The sequence below is a fragment of the Lysinibacillus sp. OL1 genome, from assembly GCF_004332175.1.
GTDB lineage: Bacteria > Bacillota > Bacilli > Bacillales_A > Planococcaceae > Lysinibacillus > Lysinibacillus capsici.
In genome coordinates, this window is sequence record NZ_SJDS01000023.1 from 16,527 (window position 1) to 31,356 (window position 14,830).

Annotated in this window: 16 protein-coding genes, 1 tRNA gene and 1 other RNA gene; 14 read left to right on the top strand and 4 right to left on the bottom strand. The window is 37.4% G+C overall.

Going from position 1 to position 14,830, the window contains the following annotated elements:
- The first annotated feature begins 10 nt into the window (after nt 1-10).
- From EW028_RS23495 to EW028_RS23530, 8 genes are all read left to right on the top strand, one after another.
- On the top strand, nt 11-343 hold the full coding sequence (locus EW028_RS23495; protein WP_004233976.1) for a metal-sensing transcriptional repressor: 333 nt from the start codon (nt 11-13) through the stop codon (nt 341-343).
- A gap of 31 nt (nt 344-374) precedes the next feature.
- Nucleotides 375-581: a copper chaperone CopZ gene (gene copZ, locus EW028_RS23500; protein ID WP_004233974.1), complete on the top strand. Its 207-nt coding sequence runs from the start codon at nt 375-377 to the stop codon at nt 579-581.
- 81 nt (nt 582-662) lie between these two features.
- Nucleotides 663-3,074, top strand: coding sequence for a heavy metal translocating P-type ATPase (locus tag EW028_RS23505; protein WP_131522637.1), 2,412 nt, complete (start codon nt 663-665; stop codon nt 3,072-3,074).
- A gap of 198 nt (nt 3,075-3,272) precedes the next feature.
- Nucleotides 3,273-3,908: a deoxynucleoside kinase gene (locus tag EW028_RS23510; protein WP_004233969.1), complete on the top strand. Its 636-nt coding sequence runs from the start codon at nt 3,273-3,275 to the stop codon at nt 3,906-3,908.
- A complete protein-coding gene (locus EW028_RS23515) occupies nt 3,908-4,576 on the top strand; it encodes a deoxynucleoside kinase (protein ID WP_004233968.1) in 669 nt (222 codons plus the stop codon). The genes EW028_RS23510 and EW028_RS23515 overlap by 1 nt, the downstream gene beginning before the upstream one ends.
- Nucleotides 4,577-4,665: 89 nt before the next feature.
- Nucleotides 4,666-5,193, top strand: coding sequence for an LOG family protein (locus tag EW028_RS23520; RefSeq protein WP_131522638.1), 528 nt, complete (start codon nt 4,666-4,668; stop codon nt 5,191-5,193).
- Between the two features lie 131 nt (nt 5,194-5,324).
- Nucleotides 5,325-6,233, top strand: a complete 909-nt coding sequence (locus EW028_RS26005) for a methyl-accepting chemotaxis protein (RefSeq protein ID WP_131522639.1) — start codon at nt 5,325-5,327, stop codon at nt 6,231-6,233.
- A gap of 99 nt (nt 6,234-6,332) precedes the next feature.
- Entirely contained in the window at nt 6,333-6,953 is a 621-nt protein-coding gene (locus EW028_RS23530; RefSeq protein WP_131522640.1) for an RraA family protein, read from the top strand.
- 45 nt (nt 6,954-6,998) lie between these two features.
- Here the strand turns inward: EW028_RS23530 and EW028_RS23535 are convergent, their stop codons facing one another.
- From EW028_RS23535 to EW028_RS23550, 4 genes are all read right to left on the bottom strand, one after another.
- Nucleotides 6,999-8,273, bottom strand: a complete 1,275-nt coding sequence (locus EW028_RS23535; protein ID WP_016995246.1) for a cation:dicarboxylate symporter family transporter — start codon at nt 8,271-8,273, stop codon at nt 6,999-7,001.
- A gap of 92 nt (nt 8,274-8,365) precedes the next feature.
- Complete coding sequence (locus EW028_RS23540; protein WP_048391012.1) at nt 8,366-9,244, bottom strand: response regulator; 879 nt, start codon at nt 9,242-9,244, stop codon at nt 8,366-8,368.
- On the bottom strand, nt 9,245-10,504 hold the full coding sequence (locus tag EW028_RS23545) for a sensor histidine kinase (RefSeq protein WP_131522641.1): 1,260 nt from the start codon (nt 10,502-10,504) through the stop codon (nt 9,245-9,247).
- Nucleotides 10,505-10,630: 126 nt separating this feature from the next.
- A tRNA-Ser gene (locus EW028_RS23550) sits at nt 10,631-10,723 on the bottom strand.
- 168 nt (nt 10,724-10,891) lie between these two features.
- Here EW028_RS23550 and ffs point away from each other — a divergent pair.
- From ffs to EW028_RS23580, 6 genes are all read left to right on the top strand, one after another.
- Nucleotides 10,892-11,159: signal recognition particle sRNA large type (gene ffs / locus EW028_RS23555), an RNA gene on the top strand.
- A 141-nt stretch (nt 11,160-11,300) separates the two neighbouring features.
- Complete coding sequence (dnaX, locus tag EW028_RS23560) at nt 11,301-13,085, top strand: DNA polymerase III subunit gamma/tau (protein ID WP_131522642.1); 1,785 nt, start codon at nt 11,301-11,303, stop codon at nt 13,083-13,085.
- A 20-nt stretch (nt 13,086-13,105) separates the two neighbouring features.
- Entirely contained in the window at nt 13,106-13,420 is a 315-nt protein-coding gene (locus EW028_RS23565) for a YbaB/EbfC family nucleoid-associated protein (RefSeq protein ID WP_131522643.1), read from the top strand.
- An 11-nt stretch (nt 13,421-13,431) separates the two neighbouring features.
- Nucleotides 13,432-14,028, top strand: a complete 597-nt coding sequence (gene recR, locus EW028_RS23570; RefSeq protein WP_048391017.1) for a recombination mediator RecR — start codon at nt 13,432-13,434, stop codon at nt 14,026-14,028.
- A 13-nt stretch (nt 14,029-14,041) separates the two neighbouring features.
- Nucleotides 14,042-14,257, top strand: a complete 216-nt coding sequence (locus tag EW028_RS23575; RefSeq protein WP_004233954.1) for a YaaL family protein — start codon at nt 14,042-14,044, stop codon at nt 14,255-14,257.
- Between the two features lie 75 nt (nt 14,258-14,332).
- Nucleotides 14,333-14,605 (top strand): pro-sigmaK processing inhibitor BofA family protein, encoded by a 273-nt coding sequence (locus EW028_RS23580; RefSeq protein WP_048391019.1) that lies wholly within the window; start codon nt 14,333-14,335, stop codon nt 14,603-14,605.
- Nucleotides 14,606-14,830: the final 225 nt, after the last annotated feature.

Consider the following 14,830-nt stretch of genomic DNA (forward strand, 5'->3'; position numbering starts at 1 on the left):
GGTGTAGTGAATGGAGGAGACAGTAAAAGAGGATGCTTGTCATACAGAGGAAGCTACGTCTTGCCGAAAAAGTCATCACCCTGAGCGTGTGAAAAAGGATCTAACAACTCGCTTAAATCGAATTGAAGGTCAGATTCGTGGTATTAAGGGAATGATTGATAAAGACGTTTACTGTGATGATATTATTACGCAACTATCTGCTACACAATCTGCATTAAATAGTGTGGCAAAAATATTATTAGAAGGTCATTTAAAGGGCTGTGTTGTGGATCGTCTATCAGAAGGCGATGAAGCAGTATTAGATGAGTTAGTAATAACGATTCAAAAGTTAATGAAAAAATAGATTGAAAACATACAAAAGGAGAGATTTTATTATGCAAAACGTAACATTAAACGTACAAGGAATGTCATGCGGTCATTGTGTAAATGCAGTGGAAAAAAGTGTTGGTGCTCTAGCTGGTGTTGAACAAGTAAAAGTTAATTTAGCAGATGGCTTAGTGGATATTGCCTTTGATGATGCACAAGTATCACTTGACCAAATTAAAGAAACAATTGATGACCAAGGATATGACGTAAAATAATAATTGTAGAGTGCTCAAGTAGCACTCTCTTATTTTCAAAATTATATACCCCCTGTTGGTATAAGGAGAGGTGAAAGGTAAATGAGTTCTGATCATAAGGAAGCTAATTTGCAAATTACAGGGATGACATGTGCGGCCTGTGCCACTCGAATAGAAAAAGGGTTAAATAAAATGGATGGTGTAGAACATGCAACAGTAAATTTAGCACTTGAAAAATCATCTATTAAATATGACCCCACTAAACTAAGTGAAGCAGATTTTGAAAAGAAAATAGAAGCACTTGGCTATGGTGTTGTTAAACAAAAAGCTGAACTTGATATTACAGGTATGACATGTGCAGCCTGTGCGACTCGCATTGAAAAAGGGTTAAATAAACTAATTGGTATTTCCTCTGCTAATGTCAACTTAGCACTGGAAAAAGCGATGATCGAGTTTAATCCTTCGGAAGTATCCATCGCAGATATTATTACAAAAGTTGAGAAGCTAGGCTATGGGGCACATCAAAAGGCAGATGAGCAGGAAACAGTGGATCATCGTGAAAAAGCTATCAAACAGCAACAACATAAATTTATTTTATCGGCTATACTTTCTTTACCACTGCTTTGGACGATGGTTGGTCATTTTTCCTTTACGTCATTTTTATATGTTCCAGAATTTCTAATGAATCCATGGGTCCAAATGGTATTGGCTACGCCAGTGCAATTTATTATTGGTAAACAATTTTATGTAGGGGCATATAAAGCATTACGCAATGGTAGTGCAAATATGGATGTGCTTGTTGTGATGGGGACATCAGCAGCCTATTTCTATAGTGTCTATCAAGCGATTGTAACGATAGGATCACATCACGGTCCACATCTTTATTTTGAAACGAGTGCTGTATTAATTACACTAATTTTATTAGGTAAATTATTTGAGGCAAAGGCAAAAGGACGTTCATCTGAAGCCATAAAAAAACTAATGGGACTTCAAGCAAAGACAGCGATCGTTGTACGTGACGGTATAGAAAAGGAGGTCCCATTAGAAGAAGTTATCATTGGCGATGTTATTTTAGTGAAACCAGGTGAAAAAATTCCTGTAGATGGTGAGGTAATAGAGGGGACAACAGCTGTTGACGAATCAATGCTAACAGGAGAAAGTCTACCAGTTGATAAAAAGCAAGGTGATCTATTATTTGGCTCAACTATTAATAAAAATGGTTTTATTAAAATGACTGCAACAAAGGTTGGCCGTGATACAGCATTAGCACAAATTATTAAAGTGGTCGAAGATGCTCAAGGATCGAAAGCACCTATTCAACGTTTAGCAGATCAGATTTCAGGGATTTTCGTACCTATTGTTGTGGGCATAGCCATTGTAACCTTTTTAATTTGGATTATTTGGGTCCGTCCAGGGGAATTTACACCTGCTTTAGAGGTATTAATCGCAGTTCTTGTCATTGCTTGTCCATGTGCACTTGGGTTAGCAACACCAACTTCAATAATGGCAGGCTCTGGACGTGCAGCTGAGTTTGGTATTTTATTTAAAGGGGGAGAACATTTAGAGCAAACACAAGGCATAGATACAGTTGTTGTAGATAAAACAGGAACAGTGACACATGGTAAACCTGAGCTTACAGATGTTATGTTAGCGCCAGAGCAAGATGAAGCACGCTTTTTATCCTTAATCGGGGCAGCAGAGAAGCAGTCAGAGCATCCACTAGCTGAAGCCATTGTTCAAGGTATAGAAAAACGCGGCATAGCTTTAGGTGACGTTCAATTCTTTGAAGCAATACCGGGTTATGGTGTGCAGGCAACTGTCTCAGGTCAAGGTGTTATCATTGGCACACGTAAATTAATGCAACAATATGGTATTCATATTAATGATATTTTACCAACAATGGAGCAACTAGAACGAAATGGTAAGACAGCCATGTTAGCAGCCATCAATGGGCAATATGCAGGTTTAGTAGCTGTGGCTGATACCGTGAAAGATACATCAAAAGAAGCTATTCGTCGTTTACAGGATATGGGGATTACGGTCATCATGATGACTGGTGATAACGAGCGTACTGCTCAAGCAATTGGAACAGAGGTAGGCGTGAATCATGTTATTGCAGAAGTCTTACCAGAAGGTAAAGCTGATGAAGTGAAAAAACTTCAAGTCCAAGGGAAAAAAGTAGCGATGGTTGGTGATGGTATTAATGACGCACCTGCCTTAGCAACAGCGAATATTGGGATGGCAATTGGTACAGGGACAGATGTGGCAATGGAAGCTGCAGATATTACGCTTATTCGTGGAGATTTAAATAGTATCGCGGATGCCATTCTAATGAGTAGAAAAACAATGCGTAATATTAAACAAAATCTATTTTGGGCATTTGCATATAATACATTAGGTATTCCAATTGCTGCACTCGGTCTGCTTGCTCCATGGGTAGCAGGCGCAGCGATGGCCTTTAGTTCAGTTTCGGTCGTATTAAATGCACTTCGTTTACAACGAGTGAAATTATAAATAAGTATAAAGGCATCGGGAAGTAGATTCTCGATGTCTTTTTTCTATGTCATCATGAGAAGAATATCCCAGGTAAATTTACTAGAACAATAGGTTGATTCTGTTTTTCATTTTCCTACTATGATAAAATGAAAGGTACTGATTCATTTTATGTAGGACACAATGATCGAATCCATAGAACAAAAGGAGGAGCTTCTGGTGACGGTTCCATTTGTTACGGTAGAAGGTCCGATTGGTGTTGGTAAAACCTCTTTATCGAAAGAGATAGCAGCGACATTTAATTACCATCTATTAAAAGAAATTGTAGACGAAAACCCTTTTTTAAATAAGTTTTATGAAAACATTGAGGAGTGGAGTTTCCAAACGGAAATGTTCTTCCTTTGTAATCGCTATAAGCAACTAACCGATATTAAAAAATTTCGTTTAGCACATGCCAAACCTGTTGTAGCAGACTATCATATTTTTAAAAATTTAATATTTGCGAAGCGTACATTGGCACCAACTGAATACGAGAAGTATGAAGAGATCTATAGAATTTTAACGAAAGACATGCCTGTTCCAAATGTAGTGGTTTATTTACATGCCAGTGTTGAGACATTAATGAAGCGTATCGCCATGCGAGGGCGAGAGTTTGAAAAGATGATTTCACGTGATTACATGGAGCAGCTTGTGGCTGACTATCATTCTTTTATCGAGCATTTTGAAAGCATGCATCCCGAAATTCCAGTTATTCGATTTAATGGAGATCAGCTTGATTTTGTAAAAAATCCCAATGATTTAAATCATGTTTTAAAAATAATTAAAGATACGTTACAACAAAGGAGTTTGCAATAATGAATTTAAGAGAGAAGTACGATATTCCACCACAAACGGTTATTACGATTGCTGGTACTGTTGGGGTAGGAAAATCGACGATGACAAAGGCTTTAGCAGAGGCACTGAACTTTCGTACCTCGTTCGAGAAAGTAGACACAAATCCATACCTTGATAAATTTTATGAGGACTTTGAAAAATGGAGCTTTCATTTACAGGTCTACTTTTTAGCAGAGCGTTTTAAAGAACAGAAGCGTATTTTTGAATATGGTGGAGGATTTGTACAAGATCGCTCTATTTATGAGGATACTGGCATTTTTGCTAAGATGCATTATGATAAAGGAACAATGAGCCCAACAGATTATGAGACTTATACAAATTTGTTTGATGCAATGGTGATGACACCTTATTTCCCACATCCAGATTTGCTTGTCTATCTTGAAGGACCTATTGATGCGGTTATTGGACGTATTCAAGAGCGTGGACGTACAATGGAGCAACAAACACCAAATGATTATTGGATAGAAATGCATGAACGCTATGAAAATTGGATAAATAATTTTAATTCTTGCCCAGTTCTACGTTTAGATATTAATGATTATGATTTATTAAAAAATCCTGATGCCATTGAATCAATTGTAAGCCGTATCAGTCATATGCTAAAACAAACAAGCCATTTACGAAAATAAAAGTAAAATAAATGACCAAAAAACGTGAGACAATATATAGCCGATTGTTTCACGTTTTTTGAATAGGAGGGATTATTATAAGAATCGCAGTGTATTGCGGATCCGGTCTGGGTAAAAGCTCTATTTATGCAGAGAAAGCGGCTGAGCTTGGTACAGCACTGGCAAAAAACGGTCACGGGGTTGTCTATGGTGGTTCAAAAACAGGCCTAATGGGGAAGGTTGCCGATGCTGTTTTAGCAGCTGGAGGAGAAGTGATTGGTGTGATGCCAACACATTTACAAAAGCGTGAATTGGCCCATGCCTCATTAACAGAAATTCATATTGTAGACTCTATGCATATTCGTAAAGCTAAAATGGCCGAGTTAGCAGATGCCTTTATTGCTCTACCAGGAGGCGCAGGGACTTTAGATGAATATTTTGAGGTATTTACTTGGGCTCAGATTGGACTTCATACAAAACCTGTCATTTTATATAATGTCCATGGATTCTATGATGCACTTCTACAGCATTTTAAAACAATGCTAGAGGAAGGCTTTATACGTGCAGAGCAAAAGAAGTTCTTACGTGTAGCGGCTACCTCTGAAGGGATTTTACGTTTATTAAAAAAACATGGATGAACATTCTCCATGTTTTTTATCTTGATGCAGCAGGTACTAACATCCCCTGCAATTACACTGAGGCATAATTAATGTAATATAAAAGTAAAATAATTAAATTTTAAGTAAAAAATTAGGATGGGGTGTTCTTAATGCATAGTGTAGAGGCTCAAGTAACCGATGATTTAGTAGTACAGGCTATTGAACGCAATATTGCCATTATCCGCTTCGATATGGATAGAAGAGTGGCGTATGTCAATGAACTATTTGCTCAAACATTAGGCTATACAGTGCAGGAAATGCTAGGAAAACATCATAAAGACTTTTGTTTGCCTGATTTCGTTAATAGTATGGAGTACGATAATTTTTGGCGCAACCTAACGGCAGGAAACAGCTATCAGGACAAAATAAAAAGAATTGATGCTAGAGGTAATATAATTTGGCTGGAAGCGACATATATGCCTGTCTTCGCAAATGATACAAGAAAAGTAATAGGTGTATCCAAAATAGCTGCCAATATCACTGAACGACAACATGAGATAGTTAGTGTTGCTGACAAGTTGAAGGGCATGTCTAATAAGCTTTACCAGCGTTCAGAGGCGGGCATTCAAAATAGCCAAGATCTACTAGAAACCATTAAAGTAGTTTCAAAGGAATCAAATGAAAATGTAAGTAATCTTGTGCAGCTTCAGAAACAAGCAGATTCTATTAAAGGGATTGTCAAAACTATACAAGAAATTGCCTCACAAACTAATTTATTGGCATTAAATGCAGCTATTGAAGCCGCTAGGGCTGGAGAATATGGAAGAGGTTTTGATGTAGTGGCGAAAGAGGTACGTAAGCTTTCTGTAAGAGTTGAACAATCTATTTCAGAAGTGAAGGATAATGTGGAGGGCATTGAGCGAGAAATTGGTCAAGTGACTGATAGTATTACAAAAATAGCAGAAAAAATAGAGAAAACAAATGAACAAATTACTGTCACAGCAAATGACTTTAGTGAAATAGCATCTGCTGCTGAAGCCTTAGACGAGCAATCAAAGCAATTTATTGAAAGTATTTAATTCTACTAGTGACTACTATTTTCGAGATATATTGAAATAGGCTGTATTTTTTATTTACAATAATAGAGTAAGTCATTAATCATAATAGGGGTGTTATGTATGACAAAAGTGGAAGTAAGCTTTCAGCATTTACCAACAACAGCTATTTCAGATGCAACAGGCGGACATACCAATGTGCGAAGTGATATTAAGCCGTTAGCAGACCATTTTAAAGTTGCTGGGCGAGCTGTAACTGTACGTTTACCAGATGGTGAAAATGGGGCAGTTTTGGAAGCGATTAGGGCTGCAAATGAAGGAGATATTTTAGTCATTGATGCAAAAGGTAATACAAACCGAGCTGTTGCTGGAGATTTTGTGATCTCCTTAGCAAAAGGGATAGGTGTACAAGGTTTTGTTGTGGATGGTGTAATCCGCGATATTGCAGCAATACGTGAATTAAATTTCCCTGTATTTTCGTTAGGCACTACTGTAGCAGCAGGCAATAAAAACGGCGGAGGTCAAGTAAATGTACCGATCGCCATTGGAGGAGTTACGGTTCATCCTGGTGATTATATTATTGGGGATGTGGATGGTGTAATTGTTGTGCCACAGCAAGATGCTGAAAAAATTGCTGTAGCAGCAGAGACTAAGCTTGAAAAAGATGAAAAACGCGCTCAAGAAGCACATGCCAATGGAAAAGAATCAATTATCGCTTATTTAGATAAAGTGTTAGCAAAATAAAAAAACCCTCACGATGCCATCCAACATCGTGAGGATTTTTTTAAATTACGCTAGATTTTCATTATCATTAAAGTAATTTTTCATCTTTTCTCGATCGAAACGGCCTTCCCATTTAGCCATTACTAATGACGCTAATGAGTTACCAATTACGTTAACAACTGTACGTCCCATGTCAAGAATACGGTCAATACCAGCAATGAAGGCTAGTCCCTCAAGTGGAATACCTACAGTACCTAAAGTTGCTAGAAGTACAACGAATGATACCCCTGGTACACCTGCAATACCTTTTGATGTAACCATTAATACAAGCATTAACGTAATTTGTTCACCAATGCTTAGGTGAATACCGTACATTTGTGCAATAAATAATGCTGCAATGGCTTGATATAGTGTTGACCCATCTAAGTTAAAGGAGTAACCGGTAGGTATAACAAAAGATACAATATCCTTTGGCGCCCCTAATTTCTCCATTTTCATCATAATACGTGGTAATACAGCTTCAGAACTTGCTGTGGAGAAGGCTAAAATTAGCTCATCTTTTAATACTTTAATTAAATAGAAGATGCTGATTCCTGCGAATTTTGCCACAAGTCCAAGAACGACAAAGATAAAGAATAGCATTGTTGCATAAACAAGAATTGCTAATTTGGCAAGTGGAACCAGTGAAGCAAACCCATATTTGGAAACGGTTACACCAATTAAACCAAATACCCCTAGTGGCGCGAATTTCATTACGAGGTTTGTTACCCAGAACATAGCATCTGCTACCCCTTGGAAGAAGTCTAAGACTGGTTTCCCTCGATCTCCTACTGCAGCAACCCCTAAACCGAAAATAACTGAGAAGAAGATAATTGCTAGCATATTACCTTCAGCCATTGACTGAATAATATTTGTTGGGACAATGCCTACAATGATATCAAATGGTCCCTCGTGCTGTACTTCCTCAGTTGTTGATACATACTTCGAAATATCCCCTTGAGATAATTCATTCATGTTAAGACCTGCACCAGGTTGGAAAATGTTTGCGGAAAGTAATCCAACTACGATTGCAACTGTAGTAATAATCTCAAAGTAAATTATAGATTTCCCGCCTAATCGTCCAAGTTGCTTCATATCTCCAGTACCAGCAACACCAACGATTAATGTCGAAATAATAATCGGTACAACAATCATCTTAATAAGATGTAAAAATATATCCCCTAATGGTTGTAGATATGTCTCAATTTTGGGGTTTCCGTAAAAGATACCACCAACAATGATCCCTAAAATCAAACCGATTAAAATCTGAGCGGCTAAACTGACTTTAAATTTCTTTTTCAAATCCTTTGTACCTCCCCTAATATTAAATTTTTAGGACACGCCTTACTTTAATAATACGGAGGACTTATGGAATCCGACAAAATCCGATAAAATTAATTTACTTTTGTTAAAATGTCTGAATATAACACTTGAATAAACTTTTTAATATTTACCTTTGCTTTACGATTATCGTGATCTTCAATCTGTGTCATGAGCTGACGAATTTCTTTAAAATCAAAGTAGCGAGGGGCATAGTACTCGAATTCTGAGTTTGTGTAATCAACAACCCCTAAATTAGCGAGATTAATCATGGCAGCTAATATTGTACGACGCACACGCTGCTCGATGGCTTTACTCTCTTTTAAAATTTCATCTGGCGTAGCCTTGGTCACAGCTGCAATTTCTTCATAAAGCTCTTTTAATGGAGGAAGGGGGGCAATCTTGTGCTGGTGAGCAAGTAATGTTTCTATAATGGCAATGATATCCTCACTACCAATTTCCCCGACAATCCCCATATCATTCAAAATAGATTGAATATGGTCTCGTGATGTAGCTTTATGAGTCTTTTGTTCACTTAACTCAATATTTGTAAGTGATTGACGTATCACTAATAGTGAATTTTTAAGTCGAAATTGTTCAGTTGTTTTTTTCAAAACATTTTCGACTTCAATACGATTGATTGGTTTATGAATGAAGAAATCAATTCCTTGCTCATATGCTTCGCCAACCATTTCCTTATTCACTACCTGTGAAATCATAATAAATTGTCCCTCGAAACGATTTTGCATAAGTTGTTCCACAGTTGCTATGCCATCAAGCTTAGGCATCAGTAAATCAATAAGCACAAACTCTGGCTGTGTCATTAAAATTTGTGGAATGGCATCCTCACCATTGCGAGCCTCACCAATAACTGTTCCTAACCCGCTATCTTCAATAATTTGCTTTAACATAACACGACTTGCACGATCATCATCTACAATAAAATACCTCATTTAAGTCTCTCCCGTTTGAATAGTTTGCGTAGGAATTATGATTTTAAACGTTGTGTATTGATTGTTTGATTCAACGGTTATTGAGCCTTTTAATTTTTCTACTAGTTCAGCAACATGTGAAAGCCCAATGCCAGTTGCTGCAACACCATCAACATTGAATTTAGTGGTGTATCCAGGTTCAAAAATAACAGAAATGTCTGCTTGTGAAATCCCTTGTCCATTATCACATACTGTTATTACAGTATTATCCTCTTGGCGCTTAATAGCAATAGAAATGATCCCTTGCTTTTCAATAGCCTCAACAGCATTGGCTGATAAATTATTTAATAGAGCAAGCAGTGCAATATGATCTTTCGTTTGAAAATCGAAGTCTATACATGTATTAAATTGTATTTCCTTACCGAGTAATTCTGCATATTTCCTATTACCTTCTTCAATATAATGCAATAATTCAGATAATACGAAAGGACCAAAGCTCTTTTCACCGACAATCTTTGAAATCCCAGCATATATCCGTTGAGAATCCTTTTTCACTTCATGGATTTCCTGGGCAATATGAAGTGCTTGTAAACTCTCGGATCGAAAACCTTGCGTCTTTAACTGACGATATAATTCATAACCACTACCTGTAATTGTTTCAATATGATTCATTGATTTTTTTAAATATAGTGTCTCCACATAGAGGTCAGATCCAATATTCAGCATTTCTTGTACCCGTTTTTTTTGTTCCGCTACCAAAATAGAGCTATAAATCCCTACTACAAAAAAGCTTCGTAATAATGCTACTGCTAATAGGATCAAGAGATCATGGAGAAATAAAAAAGTATATGTTTGGACAAAAAAGCGGAAAATTTGTTCAGCTAAATTACTGATGACCTCACTAAAAGCAACGAGTAAACCAAGTTTTAGTGGTTTTTCTCTGTATTGTTGAATATCTAAAACTTGCAGGCATACTGCAAACAATACATAAAATAAACCGGCTGGTAAATGGTTAAATATACTCTCGGCAATCGGAACATCATGTAATGTCGAATTAATAACCCGAAAAATAGTTGTCACAATACTGGTAGCTACACCAGCTAAAATAATTGGTGTAGGTTTAATTAATGTGCATAAAAAGAAGACAATTGTTCCTAAACCAAAACGGAAAGTTGTATTAGCAAAAGGCATAATTTTAATTTCACTACCTATTGCAGTCATAACAGCAATAATGAAAATCCAAGTAAGGGAAGCACGTGTCATAAGTAATTTCGATTGCAATTTAACAACCTCCCATCATTGATATAATAAAAAATACCACAACCGAGGCGGAAGTGGTATCTAACAAGTAATACATACAATTTAGGCAAAAAAAAACGGCTACATTCGTAGTCGGAAATTTAAAACTGGAGGAGGTAGAGGGATTCGAACCCCCGCGCGGTGTTACCCGCCTGTCGGTTTTCAAGACCGATCCCTTCAGCCAGACTTGGGTATACCTCCATGTTATATTGCTTTACTGTCTTATCGACAAAAATAAATTTATCATAACTAGAAACGAACGTCAAGATAATTTTTGAAAAAATATATATTGTTTAAATCGTCACTTAGAAATAAATAATTTGTGCATTAAGTTGCATTTTATACAAACAGTCAGTATACTAGTTATTGCCGTGCTAGGTGGGAAGGTAGCGGTGTCCTGTAACTCGCAATCCGCTCTAGCGAGACTGAATTCCTTTTTCGAGGCTGTCCGTATTGTTTGGTCTGCCTTTTGCACGTAGTGTTGACGATTGGGTCCTGCGCAATGGATACCCATGAACCATGTCAGGTCCGGAAGGAAGCAGCATTAAGTGGTCTTATTCATGTGCCGCGGGGTTGCCTAATCTGAGCTAACGACAAGAGTAACGCTTATGTGCGGCTGTCAAGGAAAGGTGCACGGCATTAAATTGCCAATTCAAAGCATCCGTCTATTATAGGCGGATGCTTTTTTATTTTAAATTTAGCAACTTCATTTTCTATATAATGCAGCAAATGCTATAATAAAAGTATTCAATTAAATGGAGAAGGAGAGAGGAAATCAGTGACGTATCAAGCATTTTACCGTGTGTATCGACCGCAATCTTTTCGAGAAATGTCTGGTCAAACACATGTCAAAAGAACGCTACAAAATGCTCTCCTAGCAAATAAAACAACACATGCTTACTTGTTTTCTGGGCCCCGTGGTACAGGGAAAACAAGTACTGCTAAAATCTTTGCGAAGGCCTTGAATTGTGAACATGCACCGTCGAAAGAGCCGTGTAATGAATGTGCTACATGCATAAGTATTACAGATGGTTCACATCCAGATGTCATTGAATTTGATGCAGCCTCAAATTCACGTGTTGAAGAGATTAGGGATATCATAGAAAAGGTTCGTTTTGCTCCCGCAAGCAGTAGATATAAGGTGTACATCATAGACGAAGTGCATATGCTTTCTACAAGCGCTTTTAACGCTCTTTTAAAAACGTTGGAAGAACCACCTCCTCATGCTGTGTTTATTTTAGCAACTACAGAGCCTCATAAATTGCCTGCTACGATCATTTCTCGTTGTCAGCGCTTTGATTTTAAACGACTTTCTACTAATGATATTATTGAACGTATGAAGGTTGTTTTAGAAGATATTGACTTACCATATGAAGAACAAGGTTTAAAGGTGATTGCACAATCAGCCGCAGGGGGAATGCGTGATGCTTTAAGCTTATTGGACCAAGTTGTGTCTTTTAGCGGCGAAAAATTAAAACTTGAGGATACGTTATTAGTGACAGGTTCTATTAGTCAGGATGTTTTTTATGATCTAGCAGAGGCACTCAAAGTAAAAGATGTTGCGCAAATGCTTGCCCTTTTAGAGCAACTGATAGCTGACGGTAAGGACCCTTTGCGGCTCTCAGAGGATTTAATTACATTTTTCCGCGATTTATTATTACTTCAAACAAGTGATGATTTAGCTGAACTTTTAGAGCTTGTATCTCCTGAGGAACGTGTATTCACTTTAGCACACGAATTTGCACCAAATATGCTTTATGGGTATATTGATATACTTGCAAAGACACAGCAAGAGATGCGTTTCTCTCACCATACCAAAATTTATTTAGAGACGGCTTTGCTTAAAATGGTACAGTTTTCAGGAGGGATAGCCCATCAAACGGTGACTACAAATGAAATGGGAGAAAACCCTGATCTCACTCAAAAAATTGTAGCTCTTGAACAGCTGGTTCAGCAACTTTCCTTACAACTGCAAACGGGGACTCCAGTGCAAACGCCGACAGCACAAAAAGAGCAACGGCCCCGAGCTAAAAGTCCGAATGGTTATAAAGCACCTACAGGTCGTATTCAGGAAGTGCTGAAAGATGCCACAAAGCAAGATGTACAACGTATTAAGTCCATTTGGGCGCAAGCCCTAAGTCAAATGCAAAAATCACAATCTGCTCTTTTAGCAGAAGCCGAACCTGTTGCGGCATCTTCAAGTGCTTTTGTGTTAAAATTCAAGTATGATATTCATTGTCAGATGGTTGCCGACAACCAGTCTTTAAAGGCTCACTTTACACAATTAATTGCAGGGCAAACTGGTACAATGTACGAGATGCTATGTATACCAGAAGAATCATGGTTAAAAATGCGTGAAGAGTTTATTCGTGATCATGGTCTGCAGCAAAAGAAATCACAGACTGAAGCAGAGCATGGAGAAGAATTATTAGAGCCACCACCGGCAGAAATGCCAGAAGAACCATTTATCGATGATGCTCAACCTCTTGCTTCACAAGATCCACTTGTGGCAGAGGCTGAAAAGCTCTTCGGTAAAGATTTTGTTGAAATTATTGAAGATTAAATTTTTAGGAGGAAACATTTATGCGTGGAATGGGAAATATGCAAGGTATGATGAAAAAAATGCAAAAAATGCAAAAGGAAATGATGGAGGCTCAAGAAGCTTTAAATGCTGAGCAATTCGAAGGTGTTGCAGGCGGCGGTATGGTGAAAGTAACAGTTTCAGGTCAGCGTGAAGTAGTTTCAGTAAATCTAGATGAATCTGTAGTAGACCCAGAAGACATCGAAATGCTACAAGACCTAATTGTTATTGCAACAAATGAAGCGCTGAAAAAAGTAGAAGAAAAAGCAAACTCGACTATGGGTAAATTCACGCAAGGCTTAAACCTTCCATTCTAGGAGGTATTCATATGTACTACCCAGAACCAATATCTAAATTGATCGATAGTTTTATGAAATTGCCAGGTATCGGGCCGAAAACTGCGGCTCGTCTGGCGTTTTTTGTGTTAACAATGAAGGAAGATGATGTATTATCTTTCTCTAAAGCACTGATTGATGCTAAACGAAACCTAAGCTACTGTTCTGTTTGTGGCAATATAACGGATGTCGATCCATGTCACATATGTACAGATAAGCAGCGAGATCATTCTATTATTTGTGTTGTACAAGATACAAAAGATGTGATTGCAATGGAAAAAATGCGTGACTACAACGGTATGTACCATGTACTTCAAGGTGCTATTTCACCAATGGATGGTATTGGTCCAGAAGACATTAATGTTGCTTCTTTGCTAGTGCGCTTGCAAGATGAAAGTGTCCAAGAACTTATTTTAGCTACAAATTCAACAATCGAGGGTGAGGCAACCGCTATGTACATTTCTCGCCTTGTCAAACCGTCAGGTATCCGTACAACCCGTATTGCTCATGGATTGCCAGTAGGTGGAGATCTAGAATACGCAGATGAGGTTACGCTATCTAAGGCAATGGAAGGAAGACGCGAGTTATGAGTGAGGGATTAGTATGTTCTTCCGTAGTAAAGGGAAATTAAAAAAAGAATTTGATGATAAGCTTGTGAATCTGATTAAAGAAACAAAAGAAGATTTACAGCAGGCAAAGATAATAGAAGAATTAATGGATGATTATGACCTAGGTGTAATTGCTCAACGCAAAACAGCAGAAAGTATTCATTTCTATTTGTTTAAGGAAGCTAGAATTCGTAAGGTACTAATAAAATAGTTCTTTGTAAAATAATCATAGAAGCAAAACAGGAAACATAAACTTTCATAATTATTTAATTGAGGAGGCAACTATATGTCTGGGTTAGTAATTATGAGTATTTGTATTCCTGTCGGGCTTCTTTTTCTTTATGTAATAATAAGACATGCTAAATTGGGTAAAATCTTAGAAGGATTATCGGTGTTTTGGTTTAGATTTGCATTTGCTTTTCTACTATTATTCGTAATCCATTTAGGTATAGGTTATATAGGATATAATGTGCCAATCAATCTGTTTTCTGTCTTAACAATCGCTGTTTTAGGTATTCCTGGTGTCTTAGGAATAACGGCTTTAATATTTATTTTATAAAAGGCTTGCAATATAAAAAGATTATGGTATAGTTATAAAAGTCGCTAATACAACTGATTGAAACAAAAAAATAATTTCAAAATTATTGTTGACACGGTGTGTAGCGCATGATATTATATAAGAGTTGCTGCTGAAACAGCGGTGAACGAAATGAACCTTGAAAACTGAACAAGCAAAACGTAATCAATAAAGTTTTAAGTAGCTAGTTTTGCTAGTGAACGAAAC

What these genes read in the sequence shown, in the direction of transcription:
- EW028_RS23495 (WP_004233976.1), top strand. Translation starts at nt 11, where the DNA reads ATGGAGGAGACAGTAAAAGAGGATGCTTGTCATACAGAGGAAGCTACG.
- copZ (WP_004233974.1), top strand. Translation starts at nt 375, where the DNA reads ATGCAAAACGTAACATTAAACGTACAAGGAATGTCATGCGGTCATTGT.
- EW028_RS23505 (WP_131522637.1), top strand. Translation starts at nt 663, where the DNA reads ATGAGTTCTGATCATAAGGAAGCTAATTTGCAAATTACAGGGATGACA.
- EW028_RS23515 (WP_004233968.1), top strand. Translation starts at nt 3,908, where the DNA reads ATGAATTTAAGAGAGAAGTACGATATTCCACCACAAACGGTTATTACG.
- EW028_RS26005 (WP_131522639.1), top strand. Translation starts at nt 5,325, where the DNA reads ATGCATAGTGTAGAGGCTCAAGTAACCGATGATTTAGTAGTACAGGCT.
- EW028_RS23530 (WP_131522640.1), top strand. Translation starts at nt 6,333, where the DNA reads ATGACAAAAGTGGAAGTAAGCTTTCAGCATTTACCAACAACAGCTATT.
- EW028_RS23540 (WP_048391012.1), bottom strand. Translation starts at nt 9,244, where the DNA reads ATGAGGTATTTTATTGTAGATGATGATCGTGCAAGTCGTGTTATGTTA.
- EW028_RS23565 (WP_131522643.1), top strand. Translation starts at nt 13,106, where the DNA reads ATGCGTGGAATGGGAAATATGCAAGGTATGATGAAAAAAATGCAAAAA.
- recR (WP_048391017.1), top strand. Translation starts at nt 13,432, where the DNA reads ATGTACTACCCAGAACCAATATCTAAATTGATCGATAGTTTTATGAAA.
- EW028_RS23575 (WP_004233954.1), top strand. Translation starts at nt 14,042, where the DNA reads ATGTTCTTCCGTAGTAAAGGGAAATTAAAAAAAGAATTTGATGATAAG.
- EW028_RS23580 (WP_048391019.1), top strand. Translation starts at nt 14,333, where the DNA reads ATGTCTGGGTTAGTAATTATGAGTATTTGTATTCCTGTCGGGCTTCTT.